Annotated in this window: 15 protein-coding genes; 14 read left to right on the top strand and 1 reads right to left on the bottom strand. The window is 64.3% G+C overall.

The features are described 5' to 3' along the window. Nucleotides 1-27: 27 nt before the first annotated feature. Nucleotides 28-1,278: a lysophospholipid transporter LplT gene (lplT, locus tag LK539_RS10725; RefSeq protein ID WP_227800902.1), complete on the bottom strand. Its 1,251-nt coding sequence runs from the start codon at nucleotides 1,276-1,278 to the stop codon at nucleotides 28-30. A 150-nt stretch (nucleotides 1,279-1,428) separates the two neighbouring features. Here lplT and alr point away from each other — a divergent pair, with 150 nt between their 5' ends. From alr to carB, 14 genes are all read left to right on the top strand, one after another. Then, the gene (gene alr / locus LK539_RS10730; protein ID WP_227800903.1) at nucleotides 1,429-2,535 is read left to right on the top strand and encodes an alanine racemase; all 1,107 of its coding nucleotides are present in this window, start codon (nucleotides 1,429-1,431) and stop codon (nucleotides 2,533-2,535) included. Beyond that, nucleotides 2,528-3,904, top strand: a complete 1,377-nt coding sequence (radA, locus tag LK539_RS10735; protein WP_227800904.1) for a DNA repair protein RadA — start codon at nucleotides 2,528-2,530, stop codon at nucleotides 3,902-3,904. Before alr ends, radA begins: the two co-directional genes overlap by 8 nt. A 58-nt stretch (nucleotides 3,905-3,962) precedes the next feature. Next, complete coding sequence (locus LK539_RS10740) at nucleotides 3,963-4,283, top strand: PilZ domain-containing protein (RefSeq protein ID WP_227800905.1); 321 nt, start codon at nucleotides 3,963-3,965, stop codon at nucleotides 4,281-4,283. A 520-nt stretch (nucleotides 4,284-4,803) separates the two neighbouring features. After that, entirely contained in the window at nucleotides 4,804-5,841 is a 1,038-nt protein-coding gene (gene pstS, locus LK539_RS10745; RefSeq protein WP_227800906.1) for a phosphate ABC transporter substrate-binding protein PstS, read from the top strand. A gap of 72 nt (nucleotides 5,842-5,913) precedes the next feature. Then, a complete protein-coding gene (pstC, locus tag LK539_RS10750) occupies nucleotides 5,914-6,939 on the top strand; it encodes a phosphate ABC transporter permease subunit PstC (RefSeq protein ID WP_373889530.1) in 1,026 nt (341 codons plus the stop codon). Further along, nucleotides 6,939-7,796: a phosphate ABC transporter permease PstA gene (gene pstA, locus LK539_RS10755; RefSeq protein ID WP_227800907.1), complete on the top strand. Its 858-nt coding sequence runs from the start codon at nucleotides 6,939-6,941 to the stop codon at nucleotides 7,794-7,796. Before pstC ends, pstA begins: the two co-directional genes overlap by 1 nt. 33 nt (nucleotides 7,797-7,829) lie before the next feature. After that, entirely contained in the window at nucleotides 7,830-8,624 is a 795-nt protein-coding gene (pstB, locus tag LK539_RS10760; protein ID WP_373889539.1) for a phosphate ABC transporter ATP-binding protein PstB, read from the top strand. 40 nt (nucleotides 8,625-8,664) lie between these two features. Beyond that, complete coding sequence (gene phoU, locus LK539_RS10765) at nucleotides 8,665-9,366, top strand: phosphate signaling complex protein PhoU (RefSeq protein WP_227800908.1); 702 nt, start codon at nucleotides 8,665-8,667, stop codon at nucleotides 9,364-9,366. 2 nt (nucleotides 9,367-9,368) lie between these two features. Beyond that, nucleotides 9,369-10,055, top strand: a complete 687-nt coding sequence (locus tag LK539_RS10770; protein WP_227800909.1) for a response regulator — start codon at nucleotides 9,369-9,371, stop codon at nucleotides 10,053-10,055. Nucleotides 10,056-10,086: 31 nt separating this feature from the next. Further along, a complete protein-coding gene (gene phoR / locus LK539_RS10775; protein WP_227801142.1) occupies nucleotides 10,087-11,379 on the top strand; it encodes a phosphate regulon sensor histidine kinase PhoR in 1,293 nt (430 codons plus the stop codon). Nucleotides 11,380-11,457: 78 nt separating this feature from the next. Further along, a complete protein-coding gene (locus tag LK539_RS10780; RefSeq protein ID WP_227800910.1) occupies nucleotides 11,458-12,378 on the top strand; it encodes a patatin-like phospholipase family protein in 921 nt (306 codons plus the stop codon). Nucleotides 12,379-12,390: 12 nt separating this feature from the next. After that, a complete protein-coding gene (locus tag LK539_RS10785; RefSeq protein ID WP_227800911.1) occupies nucleotides 12,391-12,801 on the top strand; it encodes a heme-binding protein in 411 nt (136 codons plus the stop codon). A 504-nt stretch (nucleotides 12,802-13,305) separates the two neighbouring features. Further along, on the top strand, nucleotides 13,306-14,469 hold the full coding sequence (gene carA, locus LK539_RS10790) for a glutamine-hydrolyzing carbamoyl-phosphate synthase small subunit (protein ID WP_227800912.1): 1,164 nt from the start codon (nucleotides 13,306-13,308) through the stop codon (nucleotides 14,467-14,469). Further along, a complete protein-coding gene (gene carB / locus LK539_RS10795; RefSeq protein WP_227800913.1) occupies nucleotides 14,470-17,700 on the top strand; it encodes a carbamoyl-phosphate synthase large subunit in 3,231 nt (1,076 codons plus the stop codon). The last annotated feature ends 44 nt before the right edge of the window (nucleotides 17,701-17,744 follow it).

A 17,744-nucleotide genomic window follows, 5' to 3' on the forward strand; every position in this document is an offset into this window, starting at 1 on the left:
TTGCGCCTCTGTAATACGTGGAATGAATCAGTGTTTTTCTTCCCCAATCAGCGCCAGCGAATCGTGCTCGCGCTGGTTCGCCGCATGGCGGCGCCCGATGAAGAACATAAGGGCGGCCAGCGAGGTGCCGAACAGGACGATGATGATGTCCAGGTCCAGGTTCAGGGTGATCATGATCGCGTACAGCGCCAGCATGGTCAGGATCGACAGGTTCTCGTTGAAATTCTGTACCGCGATCGAGTGGCCGGCGCTCATCAGGACGTGGCCGCGGTGCTGCAGCAGGGCGTTCATCGGCACCACGAAGAAGCCTGCCAGGAAGCCGATCAGGGCCAGCAGCGGGAAGGCCAGGGTCACCGAGGTCACGAAAATCATGATGCAGACCACCAGGCCCATGATGATACCGAGCGGGATCACGGTCAGCGACTTGCGCAGCGGGATCATGCGCGCCGCCATCGCCGCGCCCAGGGCCACGCCGATCGCGAACACGCCGATCAGGTTGCTGGCCTTGTCGAGCGGCATGTGCAGCGAGCGCTCGGCCCATTCCAGCACGATGAACTGCAGGGTTGCGCCGGCGCCCCAGAACAGGGTGGTCACGGCCAGCGAGATCTGGCCCAGCTTGTCGCGCCACAGGGTGGCGGAGCAGTTGGCGAAATCGGCGATCAGCTTGGCCGGGTTGCGCTCCTGGTGCTCGTAGCGCGCGCCGGTATCCGGGATGCGCAGGTTGAACAGGGCGGCCAGCACGTAGATCACGACCACCACGCTCATCGCGGCATGGGCGCCGGTGTCGAGGCCCGGCACACCCAGGCTGAGGAGGAAAGCGGAGCCGCGTTCGCCCGCCAGGGTCCCGCCCAGCACGGTGCCGAGGATGATCGACATCACGGTCAGGCCTTCGATCCAGCCATTGGCAGGGACCAGCTTCTCGGGCGGCAGCAGTTCGGTCAGGATGCCGTACTTGGCGGGCGAATAGACGGCCGCGCCGAAGCCGACGACGGCATAGGCCAGCAGCGGGTGCACGCCGAAGAACATCAGCGCGCAGCCGGAAATCTTGATCAGGTTCGCGATGAACATCACGCGGCCCTTGGGCAGCGAATCGGCGAACGCGCCGACGAAGGCGGCCAGCAGTACGTAGAAGAGTACGAATGACAGCTTCAGCAGGGGAGTCAGTGAAGCCGGGGCGTTCATCGACGTCAGCAGACTGATCGCAACAAAGAGGAGCGCATTGTCTGCCAGCGACGAGAAGAACTGCGCCGCCATGATGGTATAAAAACCACGGTTCATTCGAAAAGAGTAAAAACTGGTCCGAGTTGCTTTATACCATGAATGCCCCCTGCGCCAAAAGAAAACCCGCCATGTCAAAAGCGTAGTCGGGCCCGGTCCGGTAAAATAGACCCCTTATTCCCCCCACACCGCTCGAAGCCGGTTTTTGCCATGCCCCGACCGCTTTCCGCCACCATCCACCTCGACTCGATGCAGCACAACCTGTCCCGGGTGCGCACTGAGGCGCCGCTCGCGAAGATCTGGGCCGTGGTCAAGGCCAACGCCTATGGTCACGGGCTGGAACGCGGCATGCGCGGCTTTGCCCAGGCCGACGGCCTGGCCCTGGTGGAAACCGAAAACGCGCTGCGCCTGCGCGAAGCGGGCTGGATCAAGCCGATCCTGCTGCTGGAGGGGATGTTCGATGCCTCGGACGTGCCGCTGCTGGCCGAACACAATATCAATAGTACGGTCCACAATATCGAGCAGGTCAAGATGCTGGAATATACCCAGCTGTACCGCCCGATCGATGTGCACCTGAAGATGAATACGGGAATGAACCGCCTGGGCTTTACGCCGGACGAGTACGCGGCCGCGTACAAGCGCCTGCGCGCCATCCCGGGCATCCGCAACATCACGCACATGACCCACTTCGCCAATGCGGACGAGCTGGAGCACCCGCGCCTGACCATCGCCGAACAGGTGCGCCGCTTCCAGTATGGCGCGGGTGACTTGCCGGGCGAGCGCAGCCTGTCGAATTCCGGCGGCGTGCTGCACGGCGCCGAGCTGGCCGGCATGCTCTCGAACGACTGGGTCCGCCCCGGCATCATGCTGTACGGCGGCACCCCGGGCGGACGGGCGGCGGCGGACTATGGCCTGCGTCCGACCATGACCCTGCGCTCGGAGATCATCGGGATCCAGCAGCTGGAGGCGGGCGATACGGTCGGCTACGGCAGCCGTTTCGAAGCGCCGGGGCCGATGACGGTGGGGGTGGTGGCCTGCGGCTATGCCGACGGCTACCCGCGCCACGCGCCGCACGGCACTCCGGTGATCGTCGACGGCAGGCGAACCACCCTGGTGGGCCGGGTGTCGATGGATATGATGACGGTGGATCTCACCCCGGTGCCCAATGCCCGGGTCGGCAGCAAGGTGCTGCTGTGGGGCGACGGCCTGCCGATCGACGAGGTGGCCCAGGCCGCCGGCACGATCGGCTATGAACTGATGTGCGCACTCGCCCCGCGGGTGCGCGTACTTGAAGGAAGAATGGGAAGCGATGGCTAAGGCACGTACCTCTTTTGTCTGCAGCGAGTGTGGCGGCGTCGCCAGCCGCTGGTCCGGCCAGTGCCCGGATTGCAAGGCCTGGAACACGATGGTGGAAACCGTGGTCGACGCCCCCGGCGTCAACCGCATGTCCCAGGCGGCCCACAAGGCCCTGGCGCAGACCGCGCCGGTGCTGTCCCTGAAGGACATCGAAGCCCTCGACGTGCCGCGCTTCGGGACCGGCATCGAGGAATTCGACCGCGTGCTGGGCGGCGGCCTGGTGGCGGGCGGCGTGGTGCTGATCGGCGGCGACCCCGGCATCGGCAAGTCGACCCTGCTGCTGCAGGCCCTGGCCAACCTGGCCGCCACCCGCAACACGCTATATGTCAGCGGCGAAGAATCCGGCGCCCAGATCGCGCTGCGCGCGCGCCGCCTGTCGGTGGATTCGGCCGAACTCAAGCTCCAGGCCGAGATCCAGTTAGAAAAAATCCTCGGCACCCTGGCCGACCTGAAGCCCGAAGTGGCGGTGATCGACTCGATCCAGACCCTGTATTCCGACGCGCTCACGTCGGCGCCGGGCTCGGTGGCTCAGGTGCGCGAATGCGCGGCCCAGCTCACCCGCGTCGCCAAGCAGACCGGAGTCACCATCATCCTGGTCGGCCACGTGACGAAAGAGGGCGCGCTGGCCGGTCCGCGCGTGCTCGAGCACATCGTCGACACCGTGCTGTATTTCGAAGGCGATACCCAGTCGAGCTTCCGCCTGGTGCGGGCGATCAAGAACCGCTTCGGCGCCGTCAACGAGCTGGGCGTGTTCGCGATGACGGAAAAGGGCCTGAAGGGCGTGTCGAACCCGTCCGCCCTGTTCCTGTCGCAGCACGACAGCCAGGTGCCGGGTTCCTGCGTGATGGTGACCCAGGAAGGCACGCGTCCCTTGCTGGTCGAGATCCAGGCCCTGGTCGACGCCAGCCATTTACCCAATGCGCGGCGGCTGTCTGTCGGCCTGGAACAGAACCGCCTGGCCATGCTGCTGGCGGTGCTGCACCGCCATGCCGGCATCGCCGCCTTCGACCAGGACGTGTTCATCAACGCCGTGGGCGGGGTGAAGATCACCGAACCGGCGGCCGACCTGGCCGTCCTCCTGGCGATCAACTCGTCGATGCGCAACAAGCCGCTGCCGCGTGGGCTGGTGGTGTTCGGCGAAGTCGGCCTGGCCGGCGAAATCCGTCCGGCGCCGCGCGGCCAGGAGCGCCTGCGCGAGGCGGCCAAGCTCGGTTTTTCGGTCGCCGTGATCCCGAAAGCGAACGTGCCGAAGCAGAAGATCGAGGGCATGACCATCGTGGCGGTGGAGCGTATCGACGAGGCGTTTACCAAGCTGCGCGAACTGGACTAAATGCGCGGCCGAGCTTTTATAATAGCGCCTGGCTCAACCGTATTCTCAATGGCTTAACGTGTTTACAGAACAAAGAAAATCCGAACGCAAGGTGCTGCGCGTGCGGGCGCGCGTCGCGATGGAAGGCGCGGCGCCTGTCAGCGGCCGCACCAGCGACCTGGGCGCCAACGGCGTCAGCATCAACCTGCCGGACCCGCTGCTGGTCGGACAGACCGGGCAGGTCAGCTTCGACCTGCTGGTCGACGGCAAGCAGGTCCCGATCAGCGCGCGCGCCAAGGCGCTGTATTGCATCTTCAGCAATGGCGAATTCAAGGTCGGCTTCCAGTTCCTGAACCTGGAACTGGCGGCGATGACGGCGGTGGCGCGCTTCCTGCGCTGACACCGATCCGCTTCACAAGCAAAACGGCGAGTGCCCTCTGGGCCTCGCCGTTTTGTCGCTTTATGACATGGTCCGGAGAATCGGACCGGCACTATTCGTGATAGTGATCGTACAAGCCATCCCGGCTACCCTGCACTTCCTGCCAGATCTCGAAAGCCACGAGACCCACCAGGCCGCTGAGTATGCCAAACACCATAACACTCAACATACATACGAACGCTTTTCAGCATCCCCTCCCTGTAAAGATACGCTTTCAGCTTAGCAGACCGCTTCGTATTTACAAGGTCGCCAGGCTGCCGCTTGCGTGAATATTTTTACATCGGATCGGCCTGCTTCGGAGGCGTCGGGAGCTGTCACAATCGCGTTGGCGCGCCCCCGCCAACCCGGCCGCATGACGCACGGCTTTCCCTCTGTGTGACGCCGATTATTACATCTGTCATCAACTTGTCATATTCGGCCAGTAGACTTCGCAGCGTCAATGAAACGGGACCGAATCCCGGACCTCTCGAAAGGATCCATCATGCGCATGAAGCACCTGTTCGCCTCCATCGCTATCGCAGCCGCCAGCTTCGCCGCCAACGTGCAGGCAGCCACCATCACCGGCGCCGGCGCCACGTTCCCGTATCCGGTCTACGCCAAGTGGGCCGAGCTTTACCAGAAAGCCTCTGGCACCGGCCTGAATTACCAGTCGGTCGGTTCGGGCGCGGGCATCAAGCAGATCAAGGCCAAGACCGTGGACTTCGGCGCCTCCGACATGCCGCTGCCGGCCGCCGAGCTCACCAGCGCCGGCCTGTTCCAGTTCCCGGCCATCATGGGCGGCGTGGTCCCGGTCGTGAACGTGCCGGGCACCGCCCCGGGCCAGATCAAGCTGACCGGTCCGGTGCTGGCCGATATCTACCTGGGCAAGATCACCAAATGGAACGCCCAGCCGATCGCCGCGCTGAACCCGGGCGTCAAGCTCCCGGCCGACGACATCACCGTCGTGCGCCGTGCGGACAGCTCGGGCACCTCCTTTCTGTTCACCGACTACCTGTCGCAGATGAGCCCTGAATTCAAGGCCAAGATCGGCGCCGGCACCACCGTCAAGTGGGCCGTGGGCGTGGGCGGCAAGGGCAACGAAGGCGTGGCCGCCAACGTGCAGCGCATCAAGGGCGCGATTGGCTACGTCGAGTGGGCCTACGCCAAGCGCAACAAGATGCAGCATACCCAGCTGCAGAACAAGGACGGCGCCTTCCTGCAGCCGGACGACGAAGCCTTCAAGGCCGCGGCCGCCGGCGCCAACTGGACCGGGACCCCGGGCTTCGCTGTGGTGCTGACCAACCAGCCGGGCAAGGCCAGCTGGCCGATCACCGGTGTCTCCTACATCCTGGTGCACAAGAGCCAGGCTGACGGTAACCGCGGCAAGGAAGTCCTGAAGTTCTTCGACTGGGCCTACAAGAACGGCGACGCTTCCGCCGTCGAGCTGGACTACGTGCCGATGCCGGACAGCGTCACCAAGCTGGTGCAGGACGCCTGGCGCGCCAACGTGAAAGACGCATCGGGCAAGGCGATCTGGTAATTATTGAAACCGCGCAGGGGAGGGCCGGCCAGTACGGCCCTTCCGTTTGCCAAGAAGATTGACAAAAGAGCCATGAGCGTACAACCCTCCGTCGCGCTGGACGAGCTGACCGGCCAGGCCTTATCCGAGACCGAAGCCCGCCAGGCCGCCGCCCTGCGCAATACCATGCGCAAGCAGCGCATCCAGGACTTCCTCTTCCATAAACTCACCTTGCTGTTCGCGGCCACCGTGCTCCTGGTGCTGGTCGGGATCATCGTCTCCCTGTTCCTCGGCGCGGCGCCGGCGCTGAAGGAATTCGGCCCCGCCTTCATCACCCGGGTCGAGTGGGATCCGGTGGGCGACCAGTTCGGCGCCATGATCGCGATCTGGGGTACGCTCGCCACCTCGATCATCGCGCTGGCGGTGGCGTTTCCGATCAGCTTCGGCATCGCCCTGTTCCTCACCGAAATCTGCCCGGCCTGGCTGCGCCGCCCCCTGGGCACCGCGGTCGAGCTGCTCGCGGGCGTCCCGTCGATCATCTACGGCATGTGGGGCTTCTTCGTGTTCGCCCCGCTGTTCGCCGACCACGTGCAGCCGCTGCTGAAGAACACCATCGGCCAGCTGCCGGTGATCGGCCAGCTGTTCCAGGGTCCGACCATGGGCATCGGCATCCTGACCGCCGGCCTGATCCTGGCGATCATGATCATCCCCTTCATCGCCTCCGTGATGCGCGACGTGTTCGAGGTCGTGCCGACCGTGCTGAAGGAATCGGCGTATGGCCTCGGCTGCACCAAGTGGGAAGTGGTGCGCAAGGTGGTGCTGCCTTACACCCGCACCGGCGTGGTGGGCGGCGTGATGCTGGGCCTGGGCCGCGCCCTGGGCGAGACCATGGCCGTCACCTTCGTGATCGGCAACGCGCACGACCTGTCCTGGTCGCTGTTCTCGGCCGGTAATTCGATCTCCTCGACCCTGGCCAACGAGTTCAACGAAGCCACCTCGGCGATGCACCAGTCTTCGCTGTTCGCCCTGGGCCTGATCCTGTTCGCCATCACCTTCATCGTGCTGTCGGCCGCGAAGCTGATGTTGATCGGTATGTCCCGCAAAGAAGGAACCAAATAATGCACGGCGCCGTGAAAAACCCTGTCTACCGCAAGCGCCTGCTGGCGCACCGCGTCGGCATCTTCCTGTCGATCGTCGCCATGGGCCTCGGCCTGGCGGTGCTGCTCTGGATCCTGGCCACCCTGGTCAAGGAAGGCTTCGGCGGCCTGTCGACCGCCCTGTTCACGATGGATACGCCGGCCCCGGGCAGCCCGGGCGGCCTGCGCAACGCCATCGTCGGCAGCCTGATGATGGTCGGCCTGTCGACCCTGGTCAGCACCCCGATCGGCATCCTGGCAGGCATCTACCTGGCGGAATACGGCGAGAACAACAAGTTCGCGCAAGTGACGCGCTTCGTCACCGACATCATGCTGTCGGCGCCCTCGATCGTGATCGGCGTGTTCGTCTACGCCCTGTATGTCTCGAAGGTCGGCAACTTCGCCGGCTATGCCGGCTCGATCGCCCTGTCCCTGATCGCGATTCCGGTGGTGGTGCGCACCACCGACAACATGCTGCGCCTGGTGCCCAACAGCCTGCTGGAAGCGGCCTACGCCCTCGGCGCACCGCACTGGAAGGTGGCGATGACGGTGCGCCTGCGCGCCGTGAAGGCCGGCGTGATCACCGGCGTGCTGCTGGCCGTGGCCCGCGTCTCGGGCGAAACCGCGCCGCTGCTGTTCACCGCCCTGAACAACCAGTTCTTCAGCACCGACATGACCCAGCCGATGGCCAACCTGCCGGTGGTGATCTACACCTACGCGATGAGTCCCTACGACGACTGGCGCTCGCTGGCCTGGGGTGGCGCGCTGCTGGTGACCTTCACCGTGCTGGCCCTGAACATCGTGTCGCGCACCCTGTTCACCCAGAAGACCCCGCGCTGACCGACAACGAACCTATTTGGAATGACCAACGTGATGACCCAAGCCATGACCAAGACGGCACCTAGCGCCGCCAAAGCCAAGACGATCGAGATCGAGGGCCTGAATTTCTTCTACGGGAAGACCCAGAGCCTGAAGAACGTATCGCTCGACATCCACGACAAGCAGGTGACCGCCTTTATCGGTCCTTCGGGCTGCGGCAAGTCGACCCTGCTGCGCACCCTGAACCGCATGTACGACCTGTACCCGGGCCAGCGCGCCGAAGGTTCGATCCTCTACCGCGGCCGCAACATCCTGGAGCCGGGCGTGGACGTCAACATGCTGCGCGCGAAAGTCGGCATGGTGTTCCAGAAGCCGACCCCGTTCCCGATGTCGATCTACGACAACATCGCCTTCGGCGTGCGCCTGTACGAGAACCTGTCCAAGGGCGAGATGGACGAGCGCGTCGAGTGGGCCCTGAAAAAGGCGGCCCTGTGGGAAGAAGCCAAGGACAAGCTGAATAAGAGCGGCCTGTCGCTGTCCGGCGGCCAGCAGCAGCGCCTGTGCATCGCGCGCGGCGTGGCGGTGAAGCCGGACGTCCTGCTGCTGGACGAGCCGACTTCCGCCCTGGACCCGATTTCGACCGCCAAGATCGAAGAACTGATCAGCGAGCTGAAACAGGATTACACGATCACCATCGTGACCCACAACATGCAGCAGGCGGCCCGCTGTTCCGATTACACTGCCTATATGTACCTGGGCGAGCTGGTGGAATTCGGCGAGACCGACCAGATCTTCATGAATCCGGCCCGCAAAGAGACGCAAGACTACATCACCGGCCGCTTCGGCTGATCACAAGAATAGAATACGATTACGAGATTGGAGAGCAGTTATGACGGGCGAGCATTCATCCAAACAGTATGATCAGGAACTGGAAGCGATTCGATCCAAGGTCCTGCTGATGGGCGGCATGGTGGAAACCGCGTTCGACGAAGCGATCGAATGCTTCCGCGTGGGCGATTCGGCGCGCGCCGACCGCGTGATCGCCGACGACCAGGCCGTCAACCAGCTCGAAGTGCAGCTCGACGACGCCTGCAGCCACCTGATCGTGCGCCGCCAGCCGACCGCGAACGACCTGCGCACCGTGATGGCCACCATCAAGGTCATCACCGACCTGGAACGTATCGGCGACGAAGCCTCGAAGATCGCGCGCACCGCCAAGGGCCTGCACGAGCGCGGCGGCACCCCGTTCGCGCACTACGACATGGTGCGCACCATCGCGCGCGCCACCACCGACCTGCTGCACAATGCGCTCGACGCCTTTGCCCGCCTGGACGGCAAGCAGGCGCTGGAAATGATCGCGGCCGACGAAGTGATCGACCACGAATTCCGCACCATCCTGCGCAACCTGATCACCTTCATGATGGAAGACCCGCGCACCATCTCGTCGGCGCTGGATACCCTGTGGGTGGCCAAGGCCATCGAGCGCATCGGCGACCACGCCAAGAACATCGCCGAATACGTGATCTACGTGGTCGAAGGCCGCGACATCCGCCACAGCAAGCCGGTGGTCACCGAGCAGGCGGGCTACTAGGCATGGCGGACAACACGAGCGTCCTGCTGGTCGAAGACGAACCCGCGATCGTCGAACTGGTGAAGTATTCGCTGCGTGAAGCCGGCTGGGACATCCGCACCGCCGACACGGTGGGCGGCGCCTGGGACAGCATCACGCGCGGCAAGCCCGACCTGGTGCTGCTGGACTGGATGCTGCCCGACCAGAGCGGCCTGCGCCTGCTCTCGCGCCTGCGCGGCGACCGCGACTTCCAGGAGATCCCGGTGATCATGCTGACCGCGAAGAGCATGGAGGAGGACAAGATCGCCGGCCTGAATACGGGCGCCGACGACTACGTCACCAAGCCGTTCTCGCCGCGCGAGCTGCTGGCGCGCTCGCGGGCGCTGCTGCGCCGCAAGAGCCCGCACCTGGCCGAGGCCCCGCTGCGCGCCGGCACCGTGGTGCTCGACCCGAACAGCTGCACGGTCTCGGTCGAGAACCAGCAGATCGACATCGGCAACGCCGAATACAAGCTGCTGAAGTTCCTGATGGCCCACCGCGAGCGCGTGTTCTCGCGCGCCCAGCTGCTCGACAAGGTGTGGGGCGACCACGCCGTGATCGAGGAGCGCACGGTCGACGTGCACGTGCTTCGCCTGCGCAAGGCGCTGAAAACCGCCGATGGCCTGATCCGCACGGTGCGCAGCGTCGGCTACATGCTGTCCGAGAAGTGAGCGGCGCGTGGCTGACGAAACGGTGAGTTCGATCAATCCGAAGCTGCTGTTCTGGGTGCCGGCCGTCCTGCGCCTGGGGCTCGTGTTCGCGGCCGCCGGCATCGTATGGTGGATGTCCGACCTGGTGTCCGCGCTCGTGTTCGCGCTGGCCGCCGTGGTGATCGCGCTGTTCGTCCAGCTGCGCTACCTGCACGAACTGGGCGAATGGCTGAACGACCCGCACTCGAGCCGCCTGCCGGACGGGTGGGGCGCCTGGACCGATGTCTTTGCGCGCCTGTACCGCCTGCGGCGCGAGGACGAGCGCCACCAGGCCGAGATGGCCGAATGGCTGGCGCGCTTCCGCCAGGCGATGCAGCTGCTGCCGGAAGGCGTGGCGATCATGGACGACGTGCTGTTCCTCGAATGGTGCAACGAGGCGGCCGAGCGCCACCTCGGGCTCACCATGGCGCGCGACAAGGGCCTGCGCGTGACGAACCTGGTGCGCCATCCCGAGTTCATCGACTACGTGATCCTGGGCCGCTACGAGCAGCCGCTGACCCTGTCCTTCCGCGGCCGCAAGCTCGAATGCCGCATCATCCCCTTCGAGAACCGGCGCCAGATCCTGGTGACGCACGACGCCACCGATACCGAGCGCATCGAAGCGATGCGGCGCGACTTCATCGCCAACGCTTCGCACGAACTGCGCACGCCGCTGACCGTGATCGTTGGCTTCCTCGAGATCGCGATGTCCGACCCGGGGCTGGACGTGGCCACCCGCACCGCCCACCTGGAACTGATGACCGAACAGGCGCACCGCATGCAGCGCCTGATCGGCGACATGCTGACCCTGTCGCGCCTGGAATCGGACGAATTCCCGCTCAAGCGCGAGCGGGTGGACATGCGCGCGATGGTCGATTCGGTCGCCGCGGAAGCCCGCGCCCTGTCCGGCGGGCGCCACCAGGTAGACATCGAGATCGATGGCCCCGACGTGATGGGCAGCCTGGAAGAGCTGCGCAGCGCCTTTGCCAACCTGGCCTCGAATGCGGTGCGCTATTCGCCGAACGGCGGCACCATCCGCCTGTCGTGGACCCGCGGCCCCGACGACCTGCGCTTCTCGGTCACCGACTGCGGCATCGGCATCGAACCGATCCACATCTCGCGCCTGACCGAACGCTTTTATCGGGTGGACAAGAGCCGCTCGCGCGAGACCCAGGGCACCGGCCTGGGGCTGGCGATCGTCAAGCACGTCCTGCTGCGCCACGGCGGCCGACTGCAGATCAGTTCGGTGCCGGGGAAGGGCAGTATTTTTACGGCGGTGTTGCCGAATACTTCGCTGCCCGGCTGAAGCGTCATTCAAGAGCAGGCCGTGCGGGTGGCAGGCTGGACGAGGTACAATCTCGGCTCGTCCTTTTTCGCCCCGCATATGTATTCTCGTCGTCGCTCCTTGATCGCCTGCGCCGCGCTGCTTCTGAGCGCCTGCGGCAGCACCCCGACCCCGCCGCCCGCCACACCGGTCGCCCAGCAGGTGACCCCGCCCGCGCCGCCGCGCAAGGTGAAAATCGGCCTTGCCCTCGGTGGCGGCGCCGCCCGCGGCTTCGCCCACATCGGTGTCATCAAGGCGCTCGAAGCTCAGGGCATCGTGCCCGAGATCGTGGTCGGCACCAGCGCCGGCTCGGTGGTCGGCTCCCTGTACGCTTCCGGCATGAATGGCTTCACCCTGCAGAAGACGGCGCTGGCGATGGACGAAGCGACCATCTCCGACTGGGCGCTGCCGCTGTTCGGCAAGTCCACCGGCGTGCTGAAAGGGGAGGCGCTGCAGAGTTACGTCAACAAGGCGATCGGCAACGTGCCGATGGAGCGCCTGAAGATCCGCTTCGGCGCCGTGGCCACCGACCTCAAGACCGGCAAGCCGATTCTTTTTAACAAGGGCAATACCGGCATGGCCGTGCGCGCCTCGTCCGCCGTGCCGAGCGTGTTCCAGCCGGTCAAGATCGGTGCGAATACCTATGTCGACGGCGGCCTGGTGGCGCCGGTGCCAGTCAAGTTCACCAAGGACATGGGTGCTGATTTCATTATCGCCGTGAACATCTCGAGCGCGACCGAAGGGGCGGCCACCGCCAGTTCGCTCGACGTCCTGATGCAGACCTTCAGCATCATGGGCCAACGCCTCAACCATTTCGAGCTGAAGGAAGCGGACGTGGTCATCACGCCGAATCTCGGTAACATGGGCAGCGCCGATTTCAGTAACCGGAACCTGGCGATCCTCGCCGGCGAGCAGGCGGCCGCAGCCGTGATGCCGCAGATCAAGGCCAAGCTCAAGGCCAAGCAACAAGCGCCACAATAAACAGGAAGCCCTATGCAAACCAAGCCTTACCTCACCCTGGAAGACGTCAAGAAGATCGCTGCGGGCGCCGAAGCCGAAGCGCTGCGCAACAACTGGGCCGTGTCCTTCGCCATCGTCGACGACGGCGGCCATCTGCTGTGGTTCCAGCGCCTGGACGGCGCCGCGGCGACCTCGTCCTACATCGCCCCGGCCAAGGCCAAGACCGCCGCGCTCGGCCGCCGCGAATCGAAGGTCTATGAGGACGTGATCAACAACGGCCGCATGTCCTTCCTGTCGGCGCCCGAGCTGGAAGGCATGCTCGAAGGCGGCGTGCCGGTGATCGTCGACGGCCATGTCATCGGTGCGGTCGGCGTGTCGGGCGTGAAGTCGAATGAAGATGCGCAGGTCGCCAAGGCCGGCATCGCCGCCTTGACCGCGGTATAAGCCCCATCCTGTTACCTGGTTGTTCCGGAAAGGCGCCTGCGGGCGCTTTTCTTTTATTTCGTGAAAGCAGTTGTAGGGTGGGCGGGTCCCCCGCCCACGCGGTGTAGTTGCAATATGAACAGCCGTACGAGCTGCGGTACTGTAATTTGACCGCGTGGGCGGGAGACCCGCCCACCCTACGGATGAGCCGCGGCTTTCAAGTGACCGGCATTAGCCTGCGGGCGCTTTTCTTTTATTTCGTGAAAGCAGCAAACAGCGCTTCGCGCGCCGCTTTTGCGCACATCTGGGCAAAATCTAGGCCCTTTTCTAAAATTGCTGCATTGCCGAATAAGGGCAATCTGCGCTATAATTTGGAAGTTTAACCATTCACACATTTGCCGTAGCGACTACCCACCATCCCTCATTCAACTAGATGTCCAGCTACCGGCAGATGCTCTTCCGCCCGGGTTTGTTGGATGTCGGTCTGACGTGGCGCAGCTACGGTAACTTTATTGGGAGTTACCCTTGCCGCCATTTTTTTCTGGCCCAGCCGTCCCGGCCATCCTGGCCCTCGCAGACGGAACGATTTTCAAAGGCTATTCCATTGGTGCCACCGGCCACACGACCGGTGAAGTGGTCTTCAATACCGCGATCACGGGCTACCAGGAAATCCTCACCGACCCCAGCTATTCGCGTCAGATCGTTACCCTGACGTACCCCCACATCGGCAACTACGGCGTGAATGCCGCCGACGTCGAGGCCTCCAAGGTTCACGCCGCCGGCCTGATCATCCGTGACCTGCCGCTGCTGGCATCGAATTTCCGTTCTACCCAGTCGCTGTCGGACTACCTGAAGCAGGAAAACGTGGTCGCCATCGCCGGCATCGACACCCGCAAGCTGACCCGCATCCTGCGCGAGAAGGGCGCGCAGGCCGGCGCCATCCTGACCGGCATCCAGGGCAAGGAGCCGCTGGAAGCGCAGGCGCTGGAACTGGCGCGTTCCTTCCCGGGCCTGGCCGGCATGGACCTGGCCAAGGTGGTGTCGGTGAAAGAACCCTACGTGTTCACCGAAACCGAGTGGAAGCTCGGCGAAGGCTTCGGCAAGCAGGACAATCCGCAATACCACGTGGTCGCCTTCGACTACGGCGTCAAGCGCAACATCCTGCGCATGCTGGCCGAGCGCGGCTGCAAGGTGACCGTGCTGCCGGCCCAGGCGACCGCCGCCGACGCGCTGGCGCTGAATCCGGACGGCATCTTCCTGGCCAACGGCCCGGGCGACCCGGAACCCTGCGACTACGCCATCAAGGCCAGCAGCGAGCTGATCGAGAAGGGCATCCCGACCTTCGGCATCTGCCTCGGCCACCAGATCATGGCGCTGGCTTCCGGCGCCAAGACCATGAAGATGAAGTTCGGCCACCACGGCGCCAACCACCCGGTGCAGGACCTCGATTCGAAGAAGGTCCTGATCACCTCGCAGAACCACGGTTTCGCGGTCGACCCGGAGACCTTGCCCGCCAACTGCCGCGTCACCCACGTGTCGCTGTTCGACGGCTCGCTGCAGGGCTTCGAGCGTACCGACAAGCCGGCCTTCTGCTTCCAGGGTCACCCGGAAGCCTCGCCCGGCCCGACCGACGTCGCCTACCTGTTTGACCGCTTCATCAACATGATGCAAGCCGCGGAGAAGAAATAAATGCCAAAACGTAGTGATATCAAAAGCATCCTGATCATCGGCGCGGGCCCGATCGTCATCGGCCAGGCCGTCGAATTCGACTATTCCGGCGCCCAGGCCTGCAAGGCCCTGCGCGAAGAAGGCTACAAGGTCATCCTGGTCAATTCGAACCCGGCGACCATCATGACCGACCCGGAAACCGCGGACGTCACCTACATCGAACCGATCACCTGGAAGGTCGTCGAGCGCATCATCGACAAGGAACGCCCGGACGCGATCCTGCCGACCATGGGCGGCCAGACCGCGCTCAACTGTGCGCTCGACCTTCACCACAACGGCGTGCTGGAAAAGTACAAGGTCGAGCTGATCGGCGCGACGCCGGAAGCGATCGACAAGGCCGAGGACCGTTCCAAGTTCAAGGACGCGATGACCAAGATCGGCCTCGGTTCGGCACGCTCGGGCGTGGCGCATTCGATGGACGAGGCGCGTGAAGTGCAGCGCGAGCTGGGCTTCCCGACCATCATCCGTCCGTCGTTCACGATGGGCGGCAGCGGCGGCGGCATCGCCTATAACGAAGAGGAATTCGAAGCGATCTGCAAGCGCGGCCTGGAAGCCTCGCCCACCAGCGAGCTGCTGATCGAAGAATCGCTGCTCGGCTGGAAAGAGTACGAGATGGAAGTCGTCCGCGACAAGAAGGACAACTGCATCATCATCTGCTCGATCGAGAACCTGGATCCGATGGGCGTGCACACCGGCGACTCGATCACCGTCGCGCCGGCGCAGACGCTGACCGACAAGGAATACCAGATCATGCGCAACGCGTCGATCAACGTGCTGCGCGAGATCGGCGTCGACACCGGCGGGTCGAACGTGCAGTTCGCGATCAATCCGAAGGACGGCCGCATGATCGTCATCGAGATGAACCCGCGCGTGTCGCGTTCCTCGGCGCTGGCCTCGAAGGCCACCGGCTTCCCCATTGCTAAAGTTGCGGCGAAACTGGCGGTCGGCTTCACGCTGGACGAGCTGCGCAACGAGATCACCGGCGGCGCCACCCCGGCCTCGTTCGAGCCCTCGATCGACTACGTGGTCACCAAGATCCCGCGCTTCACCTTCGAAAAATTCCCGACCGCGGACAAGCACCTGACCACCCAGATGAAATCGGTGGGCGAGGTGATGGCCATGGGCCGCACCTTCCAGGAATCCTTCCAGAAGGCCCTGCGCGGCCTGGAAGTGGGCGTCGATGGCCTGAACGAGAAGACCCGCGACCGCGAGAAGATCGAAGAGGAGCTGGGCGAGCCGGGTCCGGAGCGCATCTGGTACGTGGGCGACGCATTCGCCCAGGGCTTCACGCTGGAAGAGGTGCACAACCTCACCAAGATCGATCCGTGGTTCCTGGTGCAGATCAAGGAGATCGTCGACATCGAACTGTGGCTGGATCACCAGAAGCTGGAAAGCCTGGACAAGCCGCTGCTCTACAAGCTCAAGCAGAAGGGCTTCTCGGACCGCCGCCTGGCCTTCCTGATGCAGACCACGCCACAGGCCGTGCGCGAGCGCCGCCATGCGCTGGGCATCCGTCCGGTGTACAAGCGCGTCGATACCTGCGCCGCCGAGTTCGCGACGAATACCGCCTACATGTACTCGACCTATGACGAGGAGTGCGAGTCCAACCCGACCGACAAGAAGAAGATCATGGTGCTGGGCGGTGGCCCGAACCGTATCGGCCAGGGCATCGAGTTCGACTACTGCTGCGTACACGCGGCCCTCGCCATGCGCGACGACGGCTACGAGACCATCATGGTCAACTGCAACCCGGAGACCGTGTCGACCGACTATGACACCTCGGACCGCCTGTACTTCGAATCGCTGACGCTGGAAGACGTGCTGGAAATCGTCGACCTGGAAAAGCCGGTAGGCGTGATCGTGCAGTACGGCGGCCAGACCCCGCTGAAGCTCGCGCTGGACCTGGAAGCCAACGGCGTGCCGATCATCGGCACCTCGCCGGACATGATCGACGCCGCCGAAGACCGCGAGCGCTTCCAGCAGCTGCTGCAGAAGCTCGGCCTGCGCCAGCCGCCGAACCGCACTGCGCGCACCGAAGCCGACGCGCTGGCGCTGGCCGACGAAATCGGCTACCCGCTGGTGGTGCGCCCGTCCTACGTGCTGGGCGGCCGCGCGATGGAGATCGTCCACGAGCAGCGCGACCTCGAGCGCTACATGCGCGAAGCGGTCAAGGTGTCGAACGATTCGCCGGTGCTGCTGGACCGTTTCCTGAACGACGCCATCGAAGTCGACGTCGACTGCATCTCGGACGGCGAAGCCACCTTCATCGGCGGCGTGATGGAGCACATCGAACAGGCTGGCGTGCACTCGGGCGACTCGGCCTGCTCGCTGCCGCCGTACTCGCTGTCGCCGGAGACCATCGATGAGCTCAAGCACCAGACCTCGCTGATGGCCAAGGCCCTGAACGTGGTCGGCCTGATGAACGTGCAGTTCGCGATCCAGCAGTCGGAAGTGGACGGCAAGACTGTCGATACCGTCTACGTTCTGGAAGTGAACCCGCGCGCCTCGCGTACCGTGCCTTTCGTCTCGAAGGCAACCGGCCTGCAACTGGCCAAGATCGCAGCGCGCTGCATGGTCGGCCAGACCCTGGCCAGCCAGGGCATCACGAAGGAAGTGACGCCGCCGTTCTACAGCGTCAAGGAAGTCGTGTTCCCGTTCGTGAAGTTCCCGGGCGTCGACACCATCCTGGGACCGGAGATGAAATCGACCGGCGAGGTGATGGGCGTGGGCGAAACCTTCGGCGAAGCCTTCGTGAAGTCGCAGCTGGCGGCCGGCATCATCCTGCCGACCAAGGGCACGGTGTTCCTGTCGGTGAAGGGCACGGACAAGCCGCGCGCCGTCGCCGTGGCGCGCGAACTGGTGGCGCTGGGCTTCTCGCTGGTGGCCACCAAGGGCACCGCCGCCGTCATCGAAGCGGCCGGCCTGCCGGTGCGCCAGGTGAACAAGGTGCTGGAAGGCCGTCCGCACGTGGTCGACATGATCAAGAACCGCGAGATCGTCATGGTGATCAACACCGTGGAAGAGAAGCGTTCGGCGATCACCGACTCGCGCACCATCCGTACCTCGGCCCTGCAGTCGCGCGTGGTGACCTACACCACCATCGCCGGCGCCGAAGCCGCGATCGAAGGCATGCGCCATCTGGACGAGCTGCGCGTCTATGATTTACAAGGTCTCCATAAAACCTTAAACTAAGCAGCAAGTAGTACCAAGAACCACAGAGCTCGCGCGGCTAGCGT

This window comes from Massilia sp. IC2-476 (assembly GCF_020707295.1).
GTDB lineage: Bacteria > Pseudomonadota > Gammaproteobacteria > Burkholderiales > Burkholderiaceae_D > Telluria.

What these genes read in the sequence shown, in the direction of transcription:
- pstA (WP_227800907.1), top strand. Translation starts at nt 6,939, where the DNA reads ATGCACGGCGCCGTGAAAAACCCTGTCTACCGCAAGCGCCTGCTGGCG.
- LK539_RS10770 (WP_227800909.1), top strand. Translation starts at nt 9,369, where the DNA reads ATGGCGGACAACACGAGCGTCCTGCTGGTCGAAGACGAACCCGCGATC.
- pstB (WP_373889539.1), top strand. Translation starts at nt 7,830, where the DNA reads ATGACCCAAGCCATGACCAAGACGGCACCTAGCGCCGCCAAAGCCAAG.
- alr (WP_227800903.1), top strand. Translation starts at nt 1,429, where the DNA reads ATGCCCCGACCGCTTTCCGCCACCATCCACCTCGACTCGATGCAGCAC.
- lplT (WP_227800902.1), bottom strand. Translation starts at nt 1,278, where the DNA reads ATGAACCGTGGTTTTTATACCATCATGGCGGCGCAGTTCTTCTCGTCG.
- radA (WP_227800904.1), top strand. Translation starts at nt 2,528, where the DNA reads ATGGCTAAGGCACGTACCTCTTTTGTCTGCAGCGAGTGTGGCGGCGTC.
- phoU (WP_227800908.1), top strand. Translation starts at nt 8,665, where the DNA reads ATGACGGGCGAGCATTCATCCAAACAGTATGATCAGGAACTGGAAGCG.
- carB (WP_227800913.1), top strand. Translation starts at nt 14,470, where the DNA reads ATGCCAAAACGTAGTGATATCAAAAGCATCCTGATCATCGGCGCGGGC.
- LK539_RS10780 (WP_227800910.1), top strand. Translation starts at nt 11,458, where the DNA reads ATGTATTCTCGTCGTCGCTCCTTGATCGCCTGCGCCGCGCTGCTTCTG.
- pstC (WP_373889530.1), top strand. Translation starts at nt 5,914, where the DNA reads ATGAGCGTACAACCCTCCGTCGCGCTGGACGAGCTGACCGGCCAGGCC.
- LK539_RS10785 (WP_227800911.1), top strand. Translation starts at nt 12,391, where the DNA reads ATGCAAACCAAGCCTTACCTCACCCTGGAAGACGTCAAGAAGATCGCT.
- pstS (WP_227800906.1), top strand. Translation starts at nt 4,804, where the DNA reads ATGCGCATGAAGCACCTGTTCGCCTCCATCGCTATCGCAGCCGCCAGC.